Origin of the sequence: Streptomyces sp. NPDC055966 (assembly GCF_042269865.1) — a bacterium.
Taxonomy (GTDB): Bacteria; Actinomycetota; Actinomycetes; order Streptomycetales; family Streptomycetaceae; genus Streptomyces.
In genome coordinates this window covers 18,939-39,369 of sequence record NZ_JBHJYK010000004.1, presented here as the reverse complement: position 1 = coordinate 39,369, position 20,431 = coordinate 18,939, and the positions used below count along the sequence as shown (strand labels likewise).

General features: G+C 71.0%; 19 protein-coding genes, 1 tRNA gene, 1 pseudogene and 1 riboswitch. Of the genes and pseudogenes, 9 read left to right on the top strand and 12 right to left on the bottom strand.

Translation table 11 applies throughout. The annotated features are described in order from the left end of the window. Positions 1-9: 9 nt before the first annotated feature. From ACFC8N_RS09845 to ACFC8N_RS09835, 3 genes and pseudogenes are all read right to left on the bottom strand, one after another. Positions 10-918 (bottom strand): ImmA/IrrE family metallo-endopeptidase, encoded by a 909-nt coding sequence (locus tag ACFC8N_RS09845; protein ID WP_376288033.1) that lies wholly within the window; start codon positions 916-918, stop codon positions 10-12. A gap of 39 nt (positions 919-957) precedes the next feature. Then, positions 958-1,173 (bottom strand): annotated as a pseudogene (locus ACFC8N_RS09840) (helix-turn-helix domain-containing protein); the annotation flags it as partial. 7 nt (positions 1,174-1,180) lie between these two features. Next, entirely contained in the window at positions 1,181-2,011 is an 831-nt protein-coding gene (locus ACFC8N_RS09835) for a hypothetical protein (RefSeq protein ID WP_376287788.1), read from the bottom strand. A 391-nt stretch (positions 2,012-2,402) separates the two neighbouring features. Here ACFC8N_RS09835 and ACFC8N_RS09830 point away from each other — a divergent pair, with 391 nt between their 5' ends. The 4 genes from ACFC8N_RS09830 (at position 2,403) to ACFC8N_RS09815 (ending at position 7,538) form a co-directional block, all read left to right on the top strand. After that, positions 2,403-3,980, top strand: a complete 1,578-nt coding sequence (locus tag ACFC8N_RS09830) for a sensor histidine kinase (protein ID WP_376287786.1) — start codon at positions 2,403-2,405, stop codon at positions 3,978-3,980. After that, positions 3,971-4,654, top strand: coding sequence for a LuxR C-terminal-related transcriptional regulator (locus ACFC8N_RS09825; RefSeq protein WP_376287784.1), 684 nt, complete (start codon positions 3,971-3,973; stop codon positions 4,652-4,654). Before ACFC8N_RS09830 ends, ACFC8N_RS09825 begins: the two co-directional genes overlap by 10 nt. Positions 4,655-4,742: 88 nt before the next feature. After that, positions 4,743-5,939 (top strand): alpha/beta hydrolase family protein, encoded by a 1,197-nt coding sequence (locus ACFC8N_RS09820; RefSeq protein WP_376287782.1) that lies wholly within the window; start codon positions 4,743-4,745, stop codon positions 5,937-5,939. A 474-nt stretch (positions 5,940-6,413) separates the two neighbouring features. Continuing rightward, positions 6,414-7,538, top strand: a complete 1,125-nt coding sequence (locus ACFC8N_RS09815; RefSeq protein ID WP_356029942.1) for a PP2C family protein-serine/threonine phosphatase — start codon at positions 6,414-6,416, stop codon at positions 7,536-7,538. A gap of 72 nt (positions 7,539-7,610) precedes the next feature. Here ACFC8N_RS09815 and ACFC8N_RS09810 read toward each other — a convergent pair whose 3' ends face one another. The 4 genes from ACFC8N_RS09810 to ACFC8N_RS09795 form a co-directional block, all read right to left on the bottom strand. Next, complete coding sequence (locus ACFC8N_RS09810; protein WP_356029943.1) at positions 7,611-8,267, bottom strand: DUF2637 domain-containing protein; 657 nt, start codon at positions 8,265-8,267, stop codon at positions 7,611-7,613. 10 nt (positions 8,268-8,277) lie between these two features. Further along, positions 8,278-8,463, bottom strand: coding sequence for a hypothetical protein (locus ACFC8N_RS09805; protein WP_356029944.1), 186 nt, complete (start codon positions 8,461-8,463; stop codon positions 8,278-8,280). A gap of 181 nt (positions 8,464-8,644) precedes the next feature. Then, positions 8,645-9,223 carry a TetR family transcriptional regulator gene (locus tag ACFC8N_RS09800; RefSeq protein ID WP_356029945.1) on the bottom strand — a complete coding sequence of 193 codons (579 nt, stop codon included), beginning with the start codon at positions 9,221-9,223 and terminating at the stop codon, positions 8,645-8,647. 706 nt (positions 9,224-9,929) lie between these two features. Continuing rightward, a complete protein-coding gene (locus tag ACFC8N_RS09795; protein ID WP_376287779.1) occupies positions 9,930-10,634 on the bottom strand; it encodes a TetR/AcrR family transcriptional regulator in 705 nt (234 codons plus the stop codon). A 137-nt stretch (positions 10,635-10,771) separates the two neighbouring features. On the opposite strand from ACFC8N_RS09795, the gene ACFC8N_RS09790 reads away from it, so the two are divergent. Next, complete coding sequence (locus ACFC8N_RS09790) at positions 10,772-11,392, top strand: NAD(P)H-dependent oxidoreductase (protein ID WP_362823529.1); 621 nt, start codon at positions 10,772-10,774, stop codon at positions 11,390-11,392. A gap of 14 nt (positions 11,393-11,406) precedes the next feature. Then, entirely contained in the window at positions 11,407-12,831 is a 1,425-nt protein-coding gene (locus tag ACFC8N_RS09785) for a DHA2 family efflux MFS transporter permease subunit (protein WP_376287777.1), read from the top strand. Positions 12,832-12,853: 22 nt separating this feature from the next. Here ACFC8N_RS09785 and ribA read toward each other — a convergent pair whose 3' ends face one another. Beyond that, a complete protein-coding gene (gene ribA / locus ACFC8N_RS09780) occupies positions 12,854-13,513 on the bottom strand; it encodes a GTP cyclohydrolase II (RefSeq protein WP_356029949.1) in 660 nt (219 codons plus the stop codon). A 109-nt stretch (positions 13,514-13,622) separates the two neighbouring features. Continuing rightward, positions 13,623-14,159 carry a MarR family transcriptional regulator gene (locus ACFC8N_RS09775; RefSeq protein WP_362823527.1) on the bottom strand — a complete coding sequence of 179 codons (537 nt, stop codon included), beginning with the start codon at positions 14,157-14,159 and terminating at the stop codon, positions 13,623-13,625. A 98-nt stretch (positions 14,160-14,257) separates the two neighbouring features. Here ACFC8N_RS09775 and ACFC8N_RS09770 point away from each other — a divergent pair, with 98 nt between their 5' ends. After that, positions 14,258-15,391: a dihydrofolate reductase family protein gene (locus ACFC8N_RS09770; protein WP_376287774.1), complete on the top strand. Its 1,134-nt coding sequence runs from the start codon at positions 14,258-14,260 to the stop codon at positions 15,389-15,391. A gap of 74 nt (positions 15,392-15,465) precedes the next feature. Here ACFC8N_RS09770 and ACFC8N_RS09765 read toward each other — a convergent pair. Continuing rightward, a tRNA-Met gene (locus ACFC8N_RS09765) sits at positions 15,466-15,539 on the bottom strand. Positions 15,540-15,867: 328 nt separating this feature from the next. Next, positions 15,868-16,036: riboswitch (cyclic di-AMP (ydaO/yuaA leader) on the top strand. 7 nt (positions 16,037-16,043) lie between these two features. On the opposite strand from ACFC8N_RS09765, the gene ACFC8N_RS09760 reads away from it, so the two are divergent. Then, positions 16,044-17,069, top strand: coding sequence for a M23 family metallopeptidase (locus tag ACFC8N_RS09760; protein ID WP_356029952.1), 1,026 nt, complete (start codon positions 16,044-16,046; stop codon positions 17,067-17,069). A gap of 74 nt (positions 17,070-17,143) precedes the next feature. Next, on the top strand, positions 17,144-18,088 hold the full coding sequence (locus tag ACFC8N_RS09755) for an aldo/keto reductase (protein WP_356029953.1): 945 nt from the start codon (positions 17,144-17,146) through the stop codon (positions 18,086-18,088). A 40-nt stretch (positions 18,089-18,128) separates the two neighbouring features. On the opposite strand, the gene ACFC8N_RS09750 is transcribed toward ACFC8N_RS09755, so the two are convergent. Beyond that, complete coding sequence (locus tag ACFC8N_RS09750) at positions 18,129-19,466, bottom strand: PrsW family intramembrane metalloprotease (RefSeq protein WP_376287772.1); 1,338 nt, start codon at positions 19,464-19,466, stop codon at positions 18,129-18,131. A gap of 69 nt (positions 19,467-19,535) precedes the next feature. Further along, complete coding sequence (gene trmB / locus ACFC8N_RS09745; protein WP_362823524.1) at positions 19,536-20,363, bottom strand: tRNA (guanosine(46)-N7)-methyltransferase TrmB; 828 nt, start codon at positions 20,361-20,363, stop codon at positions 19,536-19,538. Between the last annotated feature and the right edge of the window lie 68 nt (positions 20,364-20,431).

Sequence of the window (20,431 nt, the reverse complement as noted above, 5' to 3'; positions counted from 1 at the left end):
CTACGACGGTCAGCTGGGGAACAGCGTCAGCACCTCGGGGGCGGTCGGCTTTTCGCTCTCGTCGGATGCATCCAGTGCAAGACGCGGCCTCGTCATGGTCGCGGTGGCGTAGACCTCGTTCGCCAGCTCGAAGGGCAAGCCCGAGCGGGAGACAAGTTCATCGAACGAAACGCCTGTCTCCTCGCAGAGGCGGACCGCCTTCTCAAGCAAGAGTGGCGCTTCGCGAGGGCCGAGGTCACACGGCTCCGGATCGCCGTGCTGAGACAGCATCATCATGGCTCGCTTGTACGTTGTCTCCCGGAAAGCACCGAGGGCATGGGCACGGTAGACGAGGGCTTTAAGGGAAGTACCCCAGCGTCGCTTCAGCGCGTAGAGCGCTTCCCAGTCGAGTCTCTGCGGCAGTTCCTCAAGGACCTCGGCGCCTGGCATCAAGAACTCGGCGGCGAAGTCATGCGCCTGGTTCTCGACGATGCGGCTTCCAGGCTCAGCATCAAGGTGCATGACCAAGTGTCCGGCCTCGTGAGCTGCGTCGAATCGCGACCGAGCCTTGTCGTTCTTGGCAGGATTCCGGAAGATCAGCGGCCTGCTCCCGTACCAATGGGAGAAGGCATCCACCCGTTTGGACATGGCCGGTAGCTCCAGGACCACGACGCCATGGGCTTCGAGTAGTCGGGCCACATGGGGGATCGGTCCACTAGGAACGCCCATGGCATCGCGAGCATCGCGAGCTATGGCCGCGATGTCAGCCCTGCTCGGCTCGGCCGGCAGGGCCAGGCGCGGCAGTCTTGCAGGGGGAAGCTCCACGTAGTGCTCGACCGTCGTAACGAGCCGCCAGACGATCTTGCCGAATGCGACAGCCTGATCCCGTTGCAGCTGTGTCGTCGCCCTGAGGCTTCGGAAGTGGGCGGCGCTGGGCATCGTTGGATGCGGGTGCCCCGTAGCGAAGAACGTGGCCGGCACACCCAAAGCAATGGCCAGCTGCGCAACGACCGAGGCTGAAGGCCGACTCTGGCCCAGCTCGTACTGGCTGACCGCTGCTGGTGTAAGCCCAACCTTCCTGGCGAGCTCGTTCTTCCGGAGTCCCCGAAGCTGACGGGCTGTGGTCAGAGCTTCAGGTTCGAAGGAGCGGGAGGCGAATTCAGCGCCTCTCGATCCTCGAAGCGGTGTCGGCATGGATTTCTCAGTCTGTGTTCTCGCGCAAGTCGCGCGTCTCGTCAGTGCGCCGGCGAAGCGGCAGCTCGTTCTCTTCGAGGTCGGTGTAGTCCAGAGCCTTCGGCGCCTTCCCTGTAACGGGCCGACCCTCGTTGGAATCCGTTGCAGACGGCAGCTCGCCGTCTCGATCCGGAAGTCCCGCTGAGGGCAGACCGACCTGGTAGACGAGTGCGTCCTTTGCCGACCGCGGAGCCGGGAGGCTCAGCTGGAGATCATTATGGATCTCGAGTGTGCCATCAAGCCAAGGCGAACCGCCTTCTCGGTTGTCGCGCGGAAGGCCCACTTCGATGACGCAGTTTCCCGTCTCCGGGTCACCCGTGTGCATGATCCGAACATGCCCCTGCCGAACAACTTCAGCGAAGCTGTCAGCCCAGTCCGGGTCATGGTCGAACGCCAGCTGCCCCTTCATCGAGCTGTTCAGCACGGCACCTCGGAGCCGAGCGGCACTGCCGTCCCAGCTGAGCTGTTCGAGCTTGTCCCGCACCTTGTCAGGTGCGGTCAGCGGGAACTTGTAGATCCTCACGACCCACGACCCGGAGATGACCTCGATGGCCCCACCGGCCACCCTTCGGACCGGAATCCCTGCTTGGTTGAGCCTCTGGAAGGAGAGGTTGGCGATGTTCCGCCAGACCAGCTGAGCGAAGGTGCCGTTGTCGTCCCCGTGTGACGGGTCATGACGGTCGGCATTGGTCGCGTATACCTCGCGCGCGACGTCCCGGACGATCTCCAGCACCTGCTGGAGCTCACTCACTGCCTGCTGCAGAGCGATTTCCAGCCACCAATTCTGTGTGGGAATCAAGTGATTGGGCGTGATGGTGCTCGCACTTCAAGTGCATAGGTGCGCCTGCCTCAAGTCGCCGCTCGCTGCGACTACCTACGGCAGGCGGCAAGAGTGGCGCAGGCAGGCGGAGCTCACCTTGGTACGCAGAGCACTCCCCGCACGTCCCGTCTGTCTCTTTCCCTGCCGACACTTCCGCAGAGGCTTCCCGGCCGGAGTAGGTGTTTGCCTACCCCGGAAGTAGGTTTCGGCCCATGGTGCTTGCCGAACCCCTCGCAGCAGCATGATCTCCAGGCCGCAGCGCGTGGCCAGGAAGACGAGACGAGGGGCAAATATGTGGCCGTTTCCGGTTCCGGTGAACGGGGCGCCCTGGCCGGGGGGCGTGCTCGTGGCGTTGACCACGGTCTGTGTCGTGCTGGCCTTCAGGGCGGAGCAGGTGTGGGACCGGCCGACGCGTGGCGCGCGACCGGTTGGGCGGATCGGCTGGCCGGTCGTGGCGGGGTTGGTGGGTACGGCCGCGTACGGCAGTGTGCCGGCTCTGGTGCTTGCCCTGCACAACACCGAAGGAACGGGCGGCGTCGTCACCGTGCCAGATCTCCAGCCCGACGGGCTGCTCGCGTCGGCGCTGCTGATGGCCGGCCTACTGGCCACCACGCTGCTCTCCTCGGCGCGCGTGCCCAGGCGGTGGGTACTGCCCGTGGTCGCGGCGGTGACCGGCGAACTGCTGGAATGGACGTACTGGCTCACTCATGCGGTCACGCGTTCCTCTGTTTCCTACGGCCTGACACCCCTGAATATCCTGGTGGGCTGTGTGAGCATCCCGGTGCTCGCCGCCTTCGCCGGTGCGGCTCTGCGCCGGCCGGCGAACGGTAGGCCCGAGCGCCTTGCCGGAGCCGATGCGCTCAGGTCCGCGCGCTGGGCCCTGCTGCTGCCCGCCATCGTTGTGATGACCGGCAACCTGTTCGGCCTCGATCTGTGGCAGTCCGCGCCGCCGGGCACCGGGATCGGACCGGCAGTGGTGAGTTACCTGGTCGGGCTGGCACTGCTGGCGGCCGTCGTGGCCGGGCTGGTGCGGTGGCCGAGGGCGGCGGCGAACCTGGCTGTCCTGGGGCTGGTGGGGATCGGGGTGTACGACATCGCACAGAGCGGGTTCGGGCAACACCTGGTGGAAGTACGGAAGTTCGGCTCCCCAGGCATGCCGGCGCCGTCCCTCAACTTTGAGATGGTGGCTCACCATGCGTCGGTCCTCGGCGGCATCCAGGGGGCCGTGCTGCTGGCCCTTGGGTTGTGGCTGCTGCCGAGGACCGTGCTGGCGGATGCCGGACGGCTGCTCGGTCGGGGCCCTGACCCGGCGCTGGCCCGGCGGGTGCGGGAGCTGACCGAGACGCGGGCCGAGGCGGTCGGCTCCGCGGCCGCGGAGCTGCGCAGGATCGAGCGAGACCTGCACGACGGCGCCCAGGGGCGGCTGGTCACCATCGGGATGAACCTCCGGGTCGCGGAGGAGATGATCCACAGCGATCCGCACGAGGCCGCCGCTCTCGTCGTGGAGGCCCGCGTCGCCTCTGCGGCGGCACTGGAGGAACTGCGCGGCCTGATCAGAGGGATGCACCCGCCGATGCTGGCCGACCGGGGTCTGGGGGAGGCGGTCCGGGCGCTCGCGCTGGACCTGCCCCTGCCGTGTGAGACCGAGATCGAGCTGCCCGGGCGGCTCGCCGCCCCGCTGGAGTCGGCCTGCTACTTCGCCGTCGCCGAGGTGGTCACCAACGCCGTCCGGCACGCCTCGGCGCACGGCCTGCAGATCCGCATGGCCCGGACGGGCGGGCTGCTGCGCATCGAGGTGGTCGACGACGGGGTGGGGGGCGCGGATCCCGCCCGGGGCACCGGGCTGGCCGGGGTGGAGCGACGGCTGGCGGCCTTCGACGGCATCCTGGCGGTCAGCAGCCCGCCTGGTGGGCCGACGATCGTGGTCATGGAGGTGCCGTGCGCGTAGTCGTCGCGGAGGATCTCTTCCTGCTCCGGGAGGGGCTGGTCCGGCTCCTCAAGGCACGTGGGTTCGAGATCGTGGCGGCCACCGACAGCGCGCCGGGTCTGCTCGGTGCGCTGCTGGAGTTCCGGCCGGACCTGGCGATCGTGGACATCAGGCTGCCGCCCACCCACACCGATGACGGACTCCGTGCGGCGCTGTCCGCCCGGGAACGGATACCCGGGCTGCCGATCCTGCTGCTCTCGCAGTACGTCGAGCAGATCTACGCCGAGGAGCTGCTCGCCGACCAGGCCGGAGGGGTCGGCTACCTGCTCAAGGACCGGGTCTTCAGCGACGACCAGTTCGTCGACGTGATCCGTACGGTCGCCGCGGGCGGCACGGTCATGGACCCCGAAGTGGTCACCAAGCTGCTCGGCCGCCGCAGCCGTGGCGAACTCGAACCCCTCTCCAGGCTTACCGAACGGGAAGGCCAGGTGCTGGAGCTCATGGCCGAGGGACGCTCCAACAGCGCCATCGCGAACCGGCTCTTCATCAGCGAGAAGGCCGTGTCCAAGCACAGCACGAGCATCTTCACCAAGCTGGAGCTCGCCCCTTCTGACGACGACAACCGCCGGGTGTTGGCCGTACTCGCCTACCTCATGTCCGCGCCGGGGGACGGCCGCACTCCACCGAGCCACTGAGCTGATCAAGACCGGAACAGTGCCGCCTGGGGCCGACGGCCCAGGCGCCGCGCGTAGCTCACTGCTGCCCAGAACCCAGGGAGGGTCCATGACAACCACGCCGTTCATGAACCGAGAAGGAATGACGCGCCGCCGCATGCTCGGAGCCGCGCTGGCAGTCGGGGCCGCCATGCCGATGGGCATCGCCCGCCCAGCGTGGGCAGCTTCGAACGCCCCGGGCCCGGTGCAGCTCACCCTGCCCGTGCCCACCGGACCGTACCCGGTCGGCACGGTGCCCCTGCACCTCGTCGACACTTCACGTCCGGATCCCGTGGCCGGCCCCGGGCATCACCGCGAGCTGATGGCCGCCGTCTGGTACCCCGCCCGGGGCGTCAAACGGGGCCCATTGGCCCCCTGGACGTCCCCCGCCGTGGTGCGGGCACTCCTCACGGCGCAGGGCTTTCCGGCCGATGTCGCGGTGGCACCGCTCACGGCAGGCCACGAGGGCGCCCCGGTACTGCGAACAGGCCGCCGACTGCCCGTCGTCGTCTTCTCGCACGGCGCGCACGATCACCGTGCGGACGCCACCATCGTGGTGCAGGAGCTCGCCAGCCACGGATATGTGGTGGTCACGGTGGACCACACGTACGACGCGTTCAGCGTGTTCCCCGACGGCCGGCTCACGGTCCCGCTCGACATACCCAACCTGACACCACGAGACTTCGCCACCGACATACGGTTCGTGCTCGACCGCGTCGAGGACCTCGCCGCCGGGCGCAACCCCGACGCCGAACAACGACTGCCGCCGGCCGGCCTGCTCGGCGCCCCCGATCCGCAGCGCATCGGCATGTTCGGCTGGTCGAAGGGCGCGTCGGCGACGGCGTTCGTGATGAGCGAGGACCCGCGTGTCCGGGCCGGGCTGAGCTTCGACGGGCCGATGCAGCCGACGGTCACCACCGACCTGGACCGGCCGTTCATGCTGATGACCGCCGAGTACCCCCGGGCCACGCAGCCGAGCGTCGCCGAGTTCTGGTCGCACCTGCGGGGGTGGCGGCTCAACGTCCAGGCGGAGGGCGCGGTTCACTCGTCGTACTGCGACGTCCAGTTCTTGATCCCACAGCTTGCACAGGCCGTCGGGATGAGCGACGCGGACCTTCAGGGCTGGATCGGCACCCTCGATCCGGCCCGGGCGGTGCGGATCCAGCAGGCGTACCCGCTCGCCTTCTTCGACCTGCACCTGCGGCACCGGGGGCACCTGCTCGACGGCCCATCCCCGGCCTTCCCGGAGGTGAAGTTCATCTCATGACGCGACAGACCGCGTCACTCAGGGCTCGCCGTCACGACAACCGACATCCGCTGCTGCCGCGGACTCGACGTCGGCGCTCCTGCGCGGTGGAGTCCTGCTTCGGGGCGCGTATCTGTGCTGGTCAAACCCATGGTCTGCGTGAGCGATGCGTGAGCGGACGGCGTGGCACGAGCCGTCATGAGGTGCACCGCGCATCACACCGCACATGCTCTGACCAGGTGGTTCCGGACACCCAAGCAGCGTCCGGAACCACCCGGCACACCCCGACCAGGACTTTTAATCCATTGGTTGTGGGTTCGAGTCCCACAGGGCCTACGGACGGCGGGCGGGGGATCTTCCCCTTCGGCTCGCCACGCGGCGCCCGGACCGGCTTCGGCCGGTCCGGGCGCCGTGGTGTTTCCGGGGCGGGCGGCCGGATCCCGCGCGTGGGTGCTTCCGGTCGTCAGCCGCTGCGGCGCAGTGCAGTGTGGATACATGCATCTCCGGCAGGGCGGGGCCGCCGGGCGGCGGCCATGGCGGTCGGGCCATGCGCTGCTGGCGGTTCCGGTCACGATCATCGTGGTGATCACGGCGGTGGACCAACTCGTCCCGGAGGACATCCATCTGGGGCCGTTGCTGGTCATCGCCCCCGCGATCACCGCCTACTTCGCAGGCCCCTGGCTGACCGCGCTGGTCGGGCTGCTGACCGTGGCGGCGCAGGCGTACATCGGCTGGCACTTCGGCGTGCTGCTCACCCGCAACGTGCTGGTGCAGATCCTCGCCCTGGCGGTGCTGTCGGCCCTGGTCGTGGTCTTCTGCGTGCTGCGTGAGCGGCACCGCCGCCAGCTGGCCCGGGTACGTACGGTCGCCGAGGCCACGCAGCACGTGCTGCTGTGGCCGCTGCCCGACCAGCTCGGCTGTGTGCGGGTCGCCGTGCTGTACATGGCGGCCGAGGACGAGGCCCAGATCGGCGGCGACCTGTACGCGGCCACCCCCGTCGACGGCGGTGTCCGGATCATGATCGGAGACGTGCGCGGCAAGGGCCTGCCGGCCATCGGCGAGGCCGCCCTGCTGATCGGGGCCTTCCGGGAGGCCGCCCACCAGCACGCCGGTCTGCCGGCGCTGGCCGCCGCGCTGGAACAGAGCGTGACCCGGAACCTGGCCCAGCTGGCGCCCACCGGGGAGAGCGGGGAGCAGTTCGCCACCGCGCTGCTGCTGGAGGTCCCCGACGACGACCGCGTCACCCGGATCATCAGCTGCGGGCACCCCCCACCGCTGCTGCTCGGCCCGGACAGCGCGGTCACGGTTCCCCTGCACCCGGCGCCCCCGCTGGGGATCGGCCGGCTGGCGCCGAGCACGTACACCGTCGACGTGCTCTCCTTCGAGCCCGGCGACACGCTCCTGCTCTACACCGACGGCGTCATCGAGGCCCGGGACACCTCGGGTGCCTTCTATCCGCTCGCCGAGCGGGCCGTGCTGTGGGCCGGACAGAGCCCCGAGAAGCTGGTGCACTCGCTCCGGCGCGATCTGCTCGCGCACGTCGGCGGCCGCCTCGACGACGACGCGGCGGTCATCGCGCTGTGCCGCACACCCGGCCCGCACCACGGCCACCACCGGTGAGGCACCGGTGGGGCACCGGTGGGGCACCGGCGGGTCAGGTTCGGGTACGGCGGCCCTGCCGGTGCCCCCGTCTCACAGGCTGTCGTACGGCCCCTGCGGTTTGGTGCCGCGCCGGTCGTGCGCGGCGTGCCGGGGTCTGGTCACCTTGGACGAGACCTGGCCGACGATCTCCCAGAAACACACCAGTGCGGTGATCGGCGGAATTCCGAAGATGATCAGTGAAAGCAGTGAATGTGATGAATGGCTGACGCACAGGGCGACGGCCATCGCGGAGGCGCCCAGCAGAACGCACCAGGACCGCCGCGCGCTCCGATTCTGCACGGTGGCCCGCAGAATGGAGAGGGCAGCCACGAGCCACGGTCCGTACACCGTCAGCGGCCACCACCGTGCCAAGTGCATCGGCAATACGCCGGACGCGGTGGCACGGAGCTGTGCATAGGAATAGGAAAAAGACCAGCCCAGCATGCACACCGCGCACACCGAGATGGTGGCGATCAGGATCGTGACGTGTGCCCCGCGCTGGCTGTCGCGCATCCAGCGGGAATCCGCGTGGACCCGCCGCCGGTTGCGCCGGTGACTGGAGCGTCCGGCCGGCGGAGCCTCGTCGGGTGTGGCCGTGGTGGCCGCTCCCGACAGCATCTGGGCCAGCTCCTCGACCGGATCCCACTGCATCTCGATCGTGCTGAACTCGGCGTCACAGAAGATGTCTTCATTGTGAATCCTGTCCATCAGATAAGTCCTACAGCCCCACCATCGCCCGCGAGTAATCACTTTCCAGCTGGCTGATCCTTCTCAGGAAATCATCGAGAAGATCCGAACAACCGTCGATGAGCCCGTCGAGGAACCCGTCACGGTCGCTGGAGTCCAGCTGGAGTGTGATGGTCCCGTGAAGGTTGCCGGCTGCATGCCTTTCGGTGCGTGTCACGACCGCCTAACGAGCCCCTCATGAGGCGCGGGTGTCGGGCATTCGGGTATTTCTGTAACTCGAAAGTGTGCCCTGTGGGCCTAATGAAGCAATTGGCGAAAATGTGAGTGGGCAGGAAATTGCATTCCGTGAATATAGCGGGGATGCCCCGCTTCTGGCCTAGTCCGCCCTCTCTTCCGGCCTAGTCCGAGATGACGATCCGTTCGACGGCGGCGGTCACCAGCTCGTCCCGTTCCGTCTCCGACAGGACGTCCGGCAGGGTGAGCTGTTCGACGATCAGCCAGTTCAGCGAGAGATAGAGCAGTTTTACGGCCGTGGCGTCGCCGGGCAGGCCGGAGGACTCGTGGTAAGCGACGTTGGCGGCGAGGTCGGCGCGCACGCGCTCGGTGAGCACCGCGCGCAGTTCGGGGCGGCGGGTGGCCTCCAGGCGGAGTTCCAGCAGCGCGAGGTAGCCGGTGCGGAAGGAGGCGATCCGGCCGACGAGTTCGCGCATCAGCAGCGCGTACGTCTCCCGGTCGCGGCCGGCCGTGCGCTGGCGGTCGATCGTCGCCTCGTCGGGCTGGAGCCGCTCGTAGACGCGGGCGCCGGCCTGGGTGAGCAGGTCGTCCCGGCTGCCGAAGTAGTTGGACGCCGTGCCGGTGGGCACGGCCGCCTCGGCGTCGACCGCACGGAAGGTCAGCCCCCGCGCGCCCTCCCGGGCCAGCACCTCGATCGCGGCGTCGACGAGCGCGGCCCGCCGCTGGTCATTGCGTCTCACCATGAAATCAGGCTCCCGTGTGGGGTACGTCCGTACCGGGTCGGCTTACCACTCCAGGGAGAGTACTGCGTATGGAGTTGTGCGGCACGGAGACCGGGGTGGGCCGGGGCAAGGATCGGTGCGGGTGCGGGTGCGGGTGCGGGTGCGGGTGCGGGTGCGCGTGCGGGTGTGACGACCGGGCGGCCGTATCCCGCTCCCGCGTGGGCCGACCCGGTTCCGCGGGGCGTACGCGGCTCCGCTGCCGGAGACCGACCTGGCCGCCTTCCGGTGAGCCTGTCACGCGGCCGCGCGGTCGTCGGCGCGATGGATGTCCGCCCGTGCGCGCCTGCCGACGCGGTGGGCATCGACCCGAAGGCGGCCGTCGGCGCTGCCGCCACCATGTCACTGGTGCTGCCGCCGATATGCCCCCCGCGCGCTGCCGTCGGCATTGCCCCCGGCGCTGCCGCCATCCCCCGGCCGCGCCCCCCGGCCGTCCCCTCCTGGCCGCCCCCAGCCGTCGCCTTCGGTGGCCGGTCTTCGAACCAGGTTCGCTCCTCCCGGAGTTCAGGGGGCCGCCCCGTAAGGGTGGCCGTTCGCCGTGGCCGGGTTCCGGTTGCCGGAGTGGGGGAGGTGGGGACGTCGATCGCCCGTGTGGGTCTGGGCGCGTTGGGGGAGGCCGAGCCGGCGTAGATCCGGGACCGGCAGCGGAGGGGGCTCGGCGGGCTGATGTTCAGCCGGTGGGGCCGGCCCCGGCCCGGCCGTAGGCCCGCAGGAAGGCCGCGACCCCGCCGCCGATCAGGCGGTCGGTCTCGGCCGGCGGCAGGGGCAGGACGCCGTAGTGGCTGAGCTGGGTGATCGTGTGCGTCGTCAGGGCCATGAAGTGGGCGGCGGACATGGCCGGGTCGCCGTGCAGGTCGAGCAGGCCGGCCCCGGCGAGGTGGGTCATCGCCTCGGCGACGGCCCGGCCGACCGGCGCCGGTCCCTCCTCGTGCCAGGCCGTCAGGACCTCCGGCGGTACGTGGTCGGCCTCGGCGTGGATGTGCCGGACGAGGGCGAAGTGGTTCGGGTGCTCGGTCATGAGGCCGACGAACGCGCGGGCCAGGGCGACCAGATCGCGCTCCAGGTCCTCGGCGTGCGGGGGCCGCGCCGGGTCCAGCATCTCGCGCAGCCGAGCCAGTTGGGCGTCGCGGACCTCGCCCGACGTCCAGGTCACCACGGTCTGGAACAGCTGTGCCTTGCCGCCGGGGAAGTGGTTGTAGAGCGTGCGCGTGGAGACGCCGGCCTCGGCGGCGAGCGCGTCGACCGAGGCGCGCGCGTAACCCTCGCGCCCGAAGACCGTGCAGGACGCGCTCGCGATGGCGATCTGCTTCTCCAGTCTGCGCGGGGAGACCTCGCGCCGTGCCCGTTCCAGTCTGGACTTGTTCGTTTCGCTCACGCCCGCCTCCTTCTGTGACCGCCACTCTAGCCGACCGACAACGCTCGTTGTAATTGTTACAACGAACGTTGTACCTTGCTGGAGCGGAAGGCCGCAACGGGCGGCCCACCGCCGGAAGATGGGGGACATCTGTGTCTGTGACCAGCAACGAAGCCGTATCCCCGGCCCATGACGCACCGCTGCGCGTCGCCGTCGTCGTCGGCAGCGTCCGCGAGGGGCGGGCGGGCCGGGCCGTCGCCGACTGGTTCCTCGGCGCCGCCGCCGGTGACGCCGGCCTCCACCTCGACGTCATCGACCTCGCCGAGGTGGACCTGCCGCTCGTGCTGCCCGGCTGGGGCGGCGGGCCGGGCCCGGAGACCGCCGCCGTACTGGGCGGCATCTCGCCGCGGCTCGCCGCCGCCGACGCGTTCGTCGTCGTCACGCCCGAGTACAACCACAGCTTCCCGGCGTCCCTGAAGAACTTCGTCGACTGGCACTACACCCAGTGGCAGGCCAAGCCGGTCGGCTTCGTGTCGTACGGCGGTCTCGGCGGCGGGCTGCGCGCGGTCGAGCAACTTCGGCTGGTCTTCGCCGAGTTGCACGCCATGACCGTGCGCGACTCGGTCAGCCTGCACGGGCCCTGGTCCGGCCTCACCGAGGACGGCACCCCGCGCGACGCCGACGTCTGCACCGGTGCCGCCAAGGGCATGCTCGGTCAACTCGCCTGGTGGGGACGGGCGTTGCGGGCCGCGCGCGCCGAGCGTCCCTACGCGGGCTGAGGGCGGGGACGGAGATGAGCAGCAGCGGTACCCGGTCCGTCGCGGCACCGACGTACCGGCCGGCACCCGATCCGGCCATCGCCCTGCGCCGCACGCTCACCGTCACCGTCATCGGCTCGGTGATGTCCGTGCTCGACGTGACGATCGTGAACGTCGCGATGCGTTCGCTCTCGGAGTCCTTCGGCGCCCCGCTGGAGACCGTCCAGTGGACCGCCACCGCCTACGCGCTCGCGCTCGCCGCCGTCGTCCCGGTCGCCGCCTGGGCGATGGCCCGGATCGGCGCCCGGCGTACGTACACGACCGCGCTCGTCCTGTTCACCCTCGGCTCCCTGCTCGCCGCCTGCGCCTGGGACGCGGGCAGCCTCATCGCCTTCCGCGTGGTGCAGGGGCTGGGCGGCGGGCTGCTCCAGCCGGTCGCGATGACGATGGTGCTGAGGGTCGCCGACCGGCGCCGGCTCGGCCGTGCGATGGCCGTCGGCGGACTGCCCGTCCTGGTCGGGCCGGTCGTCGGCCCGATGCTGGGCGGCTGGCTGGTCGACGCGGCGTCCTGGCACTGGATCTTCCTGGTGAACCTGCCCGTGGGCCTCGTCGCCCTGGCCCTCGCGCTGCGGCTGCTGCCGCGCGACGAACCGGACGCGGCGACGCGTGCCGCCGCCCGCCTGGACGTCCCCGGCCTGCTGATGCTCTCGCCGGGTCTCGCCCTGCTGCTCTACGGCCTGGCCCGGGGCGGCGAGGGCGGCGACTTCACCGCCCCCGGCGTCCTGCTGCCCGCCCTCGCCGGTGCCGCCCTGACGGCCGCCTTCGTCCGCCGGGCGCTGACGATCAGTGCACCTCTCCTGGACCTGCGGCTGCTGCGCGACCGCACCTTCGCCGCGGGCATCGCCACACTCGCGCTGTTCACCTGCGGCTACTTCGGCTCGGCGCTGCTCGGCCCGCTGTACTGGCAGCAGGAGCGGGGCCTGAGCGCGACGGCGGCCGGGCTGCTGGGCGCCCCGACCGGGCTTGTCGTCGGTACGGCGATGCAGCTCGCGGCGCGGTGGGTCGACTGGGCCTCGCCGCGCCGGCTCGTCCCGGCCGGCATCGCGCTCGCCGCCCTCGGGATGGCGCTGCTGGCCTGGCAGGCGGGCGTGCCGGGGGTCGCGACCTGGCGGTTCGTCGCCTCGGCCATGGTGATGGGCGCCGGCATCGGCATGGTGCTGATGCCGACGACGGCGACCGCGAGCCGGGACCTGCCCGTGGACCGGATGCCCGCGGCGAGCACCGCGCTCAGCATCAACTCCCAGCTCGGGGCGTCGGTGGGCACGGCGGTGCTGTCGGTGGTGCTCGGCGCGGCGGGCCAGGATCCGGCGGGCTTCCGGATCGCCTACGCGGTGGCGGCGGGCCTGCTGGCCCTCTCCGCTCTGCCGGCCCTGCGCCTCCCCGGCCGCCGCCGGGCGTGAGGCCGGCCCGTGGTCCGCTCCCTCAGCCCGCGGTCCGCTCCGTCAGCCCCGTCCGCTCCGTCAGCTCGGCCAGCGGCAGCGTGTGCTGGGTCTGGAGGACCTTCGCGCGCAGGTAGCGGACGTTGTGGGCGGTGGTGAAGACGCCGGTCGGCACCCGGTCCCGGACGACGACGCCCAGCGACCTCAACTGCTCTGCCTTGTCGGGGTTGTTGGACAGCAGGTCCAGTTCGCCGATGCCGAGGGCGGCGAGCATCTGCGCGGCGGCGGTGTAGTCGCGGGCGTCCTCCGGCAGGCCGAGCGCGGCGTTCGCCTCGTAGGTGTCGAGGCCCTGGTCCTGGAGGGCGTAGGCGTCGAGCTTGTTGTAGAGGCCGATGCCGCGGCCCTCCTGGCGCAGGTAGAGCAGCACACCGCCCCGGTCGGCGATGCGCTCGACCGCCTCGCGCAGCTGGGGGCCGCAGTCGCAGCGGGCCGAGCCGAAGACGTCGCCGGTGAGGCACTCGGAGTGCAGCCGCACCAGCGGTACGGAGCCCGGGGCCGGGTCGCCGAGGACGGCGGCGACGTGTTCCTGGCCGTCGGCCAGGCCGTGGAAGGTGACGAGTTCGGCGTCGACGCTGTAGCCGTCGTGGAAGCGCAGCGGAACCCGGACGCGGGCGCGCGGCGTGGCGGCGGGGGTGTCGGGCATGCGGGTCCCTCCAGAGGCGGCTGCTTCAGATTTGAAGCAGTAGTACACAGGGGACCCTACCCCATGCTTAAAAGTTAAAGCAATTGAATTCGGGAGCGACTCCAGCGATTCACGAGGAGGCGGGCGGCGGCTGGGACGACGAACACGACGACCGGCGCCGCCACGGCACATCCCCCGTCCCGGCCTCGGCGTCCTCGTCCTGCAGTCCCCGCGCGACGCTCGTGAAGATCTCCTCCAGCTGCCCCACCTGCGCGGGCGTCAGCCGGTCGAAGAGGGTGCTGCGCACGGTCTCGACGTGCCCGGGCGCCGCGCGCTCCAGCACGGCCATCCCCTCGTCCGTCAGTACGGCGATGCTGCTGCGCCTGTCCCAGCGGCAGTCCTCCCTGCGCACCAGCCCGTCCCGCTCCAGCCGGGTCACCGCGTACGTCAGCCTGCTGCGCGTGATCTTCACCGTCTCGGCGAGATCGGTCATGCGCAGCCGTCGCTCGGGTGCCTCGGAGAGGTTGGCCAGCACCGAGTAGAAAAGGTGGGGCATGCCGGCGTCCTGCTGGAGCTGCCGGTCCATCGCGTCCTCCAGGAGGTGGGTCGCGGCCATGTACGCGCGCCAGGCGCGCTGCTCCTCGGGGCTGAGCCAGCGGGTCGTCATGCGGCCAGTGTAGGTTTGTTTCAAACTTGAACCAAGATCCCGGCTTCGCGGACCCGGACTCCGCAGACCTCGCAGACCTCGCAGGGAGAGTGCGCCCGATGTCGTACCCGTATGTGCTGCTGTCCGCCGCCGTCTCGCTCGACGGCTACCTGGACGACACCGGCCCCGAGCGCCTGCTGCTGTCCGGCCCGGCTGACTTCGACCGGGTCGACGAGGTGCGGGCCGCGTCCGACGCCATCCTCGTGGGCGCCGGCACGATCCGCGCGGACAACCCGCGACTGCTGGTCAACTCGGCCGAGCGCCGCGCCGCCCGGGTCGCGGAGGGCAAGCCCGCATACCCCCTCAAGGTGACCGTCACCGCCTCCGGCGACCTCGATCCGGCCGCGAGGTTCTGGCACACCGGCGGCGCGAAGGTCGTCTACACGACCGACGCCGGTGCCGAGCGCGCCGCACGGCTCCTCGGCGACAGCGCCGAGGTCGTCCCGCTCGGCCCCGGCCTCGACTGGCCGGCGCTCCTGGAGCACCTGTACGTCGTGCACGGCGTGCGGCGCCTGATGGTCGAGGGCGGCGGCACTGTCCACACCCAGCTCCTCCAGCAGGGCCTCGCCGACGAACTCCAGCTGGTCCTCGCCCCTCTCCTCGTCGGTGACCCGGCCGCCCCGCGCCTGTTCGGCCCGGGCGGGTACCAGGCCGGCCGCCTCCGCCTCACCGAGACCCGCCGGATCGAGGACGTCGTCCTCATGCGCTACGAGCCCACCGCTCCCGGCACCGGAGCCGCCCCGGTCGCCGCTGACCGCCACTGGCTGCGCATCGCCTGCGAACTCGCCGCGCTGTGCCCGCCCTCGGAAACGGCGTTCAGCGTCGGCGCGGTGGTCGTCGCGGCCGACGGCACGGAGCTGGCGCGCGGCCACTCGCGCGAGGGGGGCGACCCCGTGGTCCACGCGGAGGAGGCGGCGCTGGCCAAGATCGACCCGGCCGACCCGCGGCTGGCCGCCGCCACGGTCTACAGCAGCCTGGAGCCGTGCGCCCGCCGCGCGTCCCGGCCCGTGCCGTGCGCCGAGCTGATCCTGCGGGCGGGAGTGCGCAGGGTGGTGACGGCGTGGCGCGAGCCGGACACGTTCGTGGAGGCGGCCGACGGGAGCGGGGTTCTGGCGCAGGCCGGGGCCGAGGTGGTCGTACTGCCGGAGTACGAGGCGCGGGCCAAGGCGCCGAACGGGCATCTGCTGCGGTGAGCCGCCGCGCCCCTTCGGGGGCGCGAAACACTCAGGGCCCGGAATCCACTGGATTCCGGGCCCTGAGTCTTCAGTAGCGGGGACAGGATTTGAACCTGCGACCTCTGGGTTATGAGCCCAGCGAGCTACCGAGCTGCTCCACCCCGCGTCGTTGTGTCTCAAGAGTACCCCATGCGAAGGGGTGCTCGCACACCGCTTGATCGCGGGGCCCGCTGCCCGGTGATTCCGGGGCCCGCCGTCATGACGTCTTCACCGACGGTGACCGAGCGACCGCCGTCCGCATAACATCTGAGACACCATCAAAAACGCCGAGACCCCTGAACCGTGGCCAACTCGCCCGATTTGATTTTGTATTGGCGTATGTGTCCGGCCGGAAAGCATTAACGATCAAGCCGAACGGCTTGGAAAGTGCCTCGCGGGTCTATTAACGTTCGATAACGCAGCGCGGTCGTCCCAGCCGTCACAAGAGGCGGCTCCGTGCGCACGCGCCGAATCCCGCGAGGGAACCGGGGAACCACCACCTTGGGGTGAATCACGCGGACGCCGACGTGAACTCACTGAGTCCACGCCCGGTATACGCGCGTAGGAGACCTTCCTGCTCCGAACCCGTCAGCTAACCCGGTAGGCGACGGAAGGAAAGGAGTACGCCCGCGTGGCGTCCAACCGGCTTGCCCCCGAAGCCCCGTCCATACCGGCGTCCGACGAGCCCGAACCCTTCGGCTACGGCTCCTACCACGCCGAAGAGGGCACGTGGGAGGAGTGGAACCCCACCGAGGACTCCGTCGACCGGGTCCGCGGCCGGCACCGGGTCGCCAAGCAGCGCAGCGGCTTCGCCCGCAGCTCCACCGTCCTCGGCGTCGGCGTCGTCGCCGCCGTCGGCGCGGGCGGCATGGCCAGCGCCCACACCGGCAAGCCGCCGGTCTCCATCTCCCTGCCGGACTCCGTGAGCCACCTCTTCGAGGGCGGCTCCACCGAGGCACCGAAGTCCACCACCGCCACCGGGCTCTCCGACGTCGGCATGCACACCGAGAGCGGCAGCAACGGCGACGCCGGCGAGGCCCTGCGCAACCGGATCATGGCCCAGGCCGAGCAGCAGCGGAGCAAGGCCGACAGCCGGGCCACCGCCGCCAGGCTCGCCACCGCCGAGCAGCAGACCGCCGACGCGGCCGCCAAGGCCGAGAAGGACGCCGCCGCCAAGGCCACGGCCGCCAAGGCCACGGCGGAGGCCGACGCCGCGAAGGCCGCTGAGGCCAAGCGCCTGGCCGAGCTGGCCAAGCAGTACACGCTGCCCGTCGTGTCGTACACGATCACCGGCACCTTCGGTCAGCCCGGCGCGATGTGGTCCTCCGGCTACCACACCGGTCTCGACTTCGCCGCCCCCACCGGCACCCTCATCAAGGCCGTCCACGGCGGCACCGTCACCCAGGCCGGCTGGGCCGGTGCCTACGGCTACCGCACCGTCCTGACCCTGGACGACGGCACCGAGCTGTGGTTCTGCCACCAGTCCTCGATCGGCGTCTCGGTCGGCCAGAAGGTCTCGACCGGCGACGTCATCGGCCGGGTCGGCGCCACCGGCAACGTCACCGGCCCGCACCTGCACCTGGAGGTCCACCCGAACGGCCAGGCCACCGCCATCGACCCGGCGCCGTGGCTGCGGGACAAGGGCCTCAACCCCTGACCCGTCCGACCCTCCGGGTGATCGTGGCGCCGGTGGCGGAATGAGATCATCCGTCGCCGGCGTTGACGTGAAGCATGACTTCCTTGCGCACACTCGGCAGTTCGGATCTCCAGGTCTTCCCCCTCTCCCTCGGCGGCAACGTCTTCGGCTGGACCGCCGACGAGGAGACCTCCTTCGCCGTGCTCGACGCCTACGCGGCGGCCGGCGGCAACTTCATCGACACCGCCGACGCCTACACCGCCTGGATCGAGGGCAACAAGGGCGGTGAGTCGGAGACGATCATCGGCAAGTGGGTCAAGGCCCGCGGCAACCGCTCCGATGTCGTCATCGCCACCAAGGTCAGCCAGCACCCCGAGTACCAGGGCCTGTCCGCCGCCAACATCAAGGCCGCCGCCGACGCCTCCCTGCGCCGCCTGGACACCGACTACATCGACCTCTACTACACCCACTTCGACAGGCCCGAGGTCCCGGTCGAGGAGATCATCGGCGCCCTCGACGAGCTGGTGAGGGCGGGCAAGGTCCGGCACATCGCCGCCTCCAACATCAGCGCCGAGCGGCTGCAGGAGTCCCTCGACTTCTCCGCGCGCGAGGGCCTGGCCCGGTACGTCGCCCTCCAGCCGCACTACAACCTGGTCTCCCGCGACACCTACGAGGGCGGGCTGCAGGAGGTGGCCGCCAAGGAGAACCTGGCCGCGGTGCCGTACTTCGCGCTCGCCTCGGGCTTCCTCACCGGCAAGTACCGCCCCGGCACCACGGTCGACAGCGCCCGCGCCGGCCGGGTGCAGGAGTACGCGGACTCCGAGCGCGGCCAGAAGGTCCTCGCCGCCCTGGACGAGGTCGCCGCCGCCCACGAGGCCCCGCTCGCCACGGTCGCCCTGGCCTGGCTCGCGGCTCAGCCGACGGTCACGGCCCCGATCGCCTCGGCCCGCACGGTCGAACAGCTCCCCGCACTGCTGGGAGTGGCGGACCTGAAGCTCACGGACGAGGAACTGACGAAGCTGACGGCGGCGTCGGCCTGATCCCTCCCGGCGGCGCCGGGCCCCGCGCGAGCCCGACGGCCTACGACTGGTACGGGTTGTACGCGGGGTATGCGGGGTACGGCGCCGCCGGATACCCATACCCGTACGGGTACCCGTTCTGCGGATGCGGGGGAGCCCAGCGCGCCGGAGCCGGGGCGGTGGCCCGGGCGGCGTACTCCAGGGCCGGCCGCGCCGCGTCCCTGCGCCGCCAGAGCGCGTCCAGCAGCTCGCCCTCCCGTACGACGAAGTCGGTCCCGGCCCGCCCCGTGCGCCCGCGGTGCCGCAGCAGCGCGAGCGTCGTGGCGTACTCCTCGTAGCGCGCCACCTCCCGCGCCGCCGGCTTCCCGCCGTGGTGGCGGGCGTAGTCGCGCGCCGCGCGCCGCGCCCGCATCGACCCCAGCGCGTCCGGCTCGGCCGGCCCCAGCCACCCGGCCAGCACGTACACGGGCAGCTCCGCGCGCACGGTCCGCAGCTCCCGCTGCCGCGTCCAGATCGCCAGCCAGGTCAGCAGTCCGAACACGGGCACCATGAAGCAGCCGTAGACGGCGAAGAACCCGAACTCGCCGAAGGTCGAGGAGCCGTTCCAGAAGGCGTGCATGCTCATCGCGAGCAGCAGCCCGCAGACCGGCAGCAGCACCCGCCGCGCGCGCTGCCGTGGCGCGGAGAACGCGGAGAGGCCGAAGCCGAGGCCGGTCATGGTGGTGAACAGGGGGTGCGCGAACGGCGACATCACGATGCGCACGAAGAAGGTGGCGGCGGTGACGGAGGCGATGCCGCTGTCGCCGGAGAGCTGGTCGGCCCCGAAGGCCGTGCCGAGGTAGAGGATGTTCTCGGTGAACGCGAAGCCGGTGGCGGTGATCCCGGCTATCACCATCCCGTCCACGATCCCGGTGAAGTCGCGCCGGCGGAAGAGGAAGACCAACAGCACGGCCGCGGCCTTGGCGGACTCCTCGACGATCGGCGCTATCACGGTGGCGCCGAGGGTGTCGGCGCCGGCCGGATCGGCGGTGGCGGTGGCTATCCACCTGGTCGCGAAGCTGTTGGCGACGATGGCTATGAGCGCCGCCGCGCAGGCGCCCCAGGCGAACGCGAAGACGAGGTTGCGCCGGGGGCCCGGCGCCACCCGGTCCAGCCAGCGGAAGGCGGCGGTCAGCCAGGGCACGGGCAGCACGGCCAGCCCGAGGCCGACGAGGAACCCCTCGGTACCGGTCTGCCGGCGCACGAGCGCGAGGATCACCAGCCCGGACAGCGCCAGGAGCGTGATCAGCGCCCCGTACCGCACCGATGCGCGCTGCCACCAGTGCGGATGGCGGAGCACGGGACCGCCGGGGGCGGGCGGATACGCGGGATACGGGGGACTGGTCGGACTGATGGCCACGGCATCGACCCTAACGGTGACGGGACGAGGGGCTGGAGCGGATTACCGGACCGGGAAGGTCCGGCTCGGTCAGGCGCTCTTGTGCGGTACGCGCCGGAACAGCAGGTCGTTCACCACATGACCCTTGTCCAGTCCCTGCCCCTCGAAACGGGTCAGCGGCCGGAACGCGGGGCGCGGTGCGAAACCGCCGTCCGCCTGCGTGTTCTCGAAGTCCGGGTGTGCGGTGAGGACGTCGAGCATCTGCTCGGCGTACGGCTCCCAGTCGGTCGCGCAGTGCACGAGCGCGCCGGGGCGCAGCCTCGTCGCGGCGAGGGTGAGGAACTCGGGCTGGATGAGCCGCCGCTTGTGGTGCCGCTTCTTCGGCCAGGGGTCCGGGAAGTAGACGCGCAGCCCGTCGAGCGCGTCGGGCGTGAGCATCTCGCGGAGCAGGATGATCGCGTCGCCGTTGGCCACCCGGACGTTGGCCATGCCGCCCTGGTCGGCGAGGTTCAGCAGATTGCCCTGGCCCGGGGTGTGCACGTCGACGGCGAGGATGTTGGTGTCCGGGTCCCCGGCGGCCATCTGCGCGGTGGCCTCGCCCATGCCGAAGCCGATCTCCAGCACGACGGGCCGGTCGTTCCCGAACAGCTCGCCGAGGTCGATGACCTGCTGCCCGTCGATGTCGAGCCCCCACACGGGCCACAGCCGCTGGAGCGCGTCGGCCTGCCCGGCCGTCACCCGGCTGCGCCGCGGCTGAAAGCTCCGGATCCGCCGCTCGAAGTGCGACCCGGCGGGATCGGCCTTGGGCCCGTCGGGAAACCGCGGTTCGCCCTTGGCCCGGGTGTGCCGGATGGACGAACCGGGTGCGTGGGGGTCGGCCGGAGCGGGGGCGTCGGGGGTGTTCAGCGAGTCAGACACAGTAAGACCGATTTTACGGCGCTCCGCAGCCACCCTCGGCTCCCGCCGGGGCTCCCCGCTCGGCCGCC

Excerpts from the sequence above, each read along its gene's own strand:
- ACFC8N_RS09810 (WP_356029943.1), bottom strand. The coding sequence starts at position 8,267 with ATGGACAGGATTCACAATGAAGACATCTTCTGTGACGCCGAGTTCAGC.
- ACFC8N_RS09770 (WP_376287774.1), top strand. The coding sequence starts at position 14,258 with ATGTCGTACCCGTATGTGCTGCTGTCCGCCGCCGTCTCGCTCGACGGC.
- ribA (WP_356029949.1), bottom strand. The coding sequence starts at position 13,513 with ATGCCCGACACCCCCGCCGCCACGCCGCGCGCCCGCGTCCGGGTTCCG.
- ACFC8N_RS09815 (WP_356029942.1), top strand. The coding sequence starts at position 6,414 with ATGCATCTCCGGCAGGGCGGGGCCGCCGGGCGGCGGCCATGGCGGTCG.
- ACFC8N_RS09775 (WP_362823527.1), bottom strand. The coding sequence starts at position 14,159 with ATGACGACCCGCTGGCTCAGCCCCGAGGAGCAGCGCGCCTGGCGCGCG.
- ACFC8N_RS09845 (WP_376288033.1), bottom strand. The coding sequence starts at position 918 with ATGCCCAGCGCCGCCCACTTCCGAAGCCTCAGGGCGACGACACAGCTG.
- ACFC8N_RS09755 (WP_356029953.1), top strand. The coding sequence starts at position 17,144 with ATGACTTCCTTGCGCACACTCGGCAGTTCGGATCTCCAGGTCTTCCCC.
- ACFC8N_RS09785 (WP_376287777.1), top strand. The coding sequence starts at position 11,407 with ATGAGCAGCAGCGGTACCCGGTCCGTCGCGGCACCGACGTACCGGCCG.
- ACFC8N_RS09820 (WP_376287782.1), top strand. The coding sequence starts at position 4,743 with ATGACAACCACGCCGTTCATGAACCGAGAAGGAATGACGCGCCGCCGC.
- ACFC8N_RS09800 (WP_356029945.1), bottom strand. The coding sequence starts at position 9,223 with ATGGTGAGACGCAATGACCAGCGGCGGGCCGCGCTCGTCGACGCCGCG.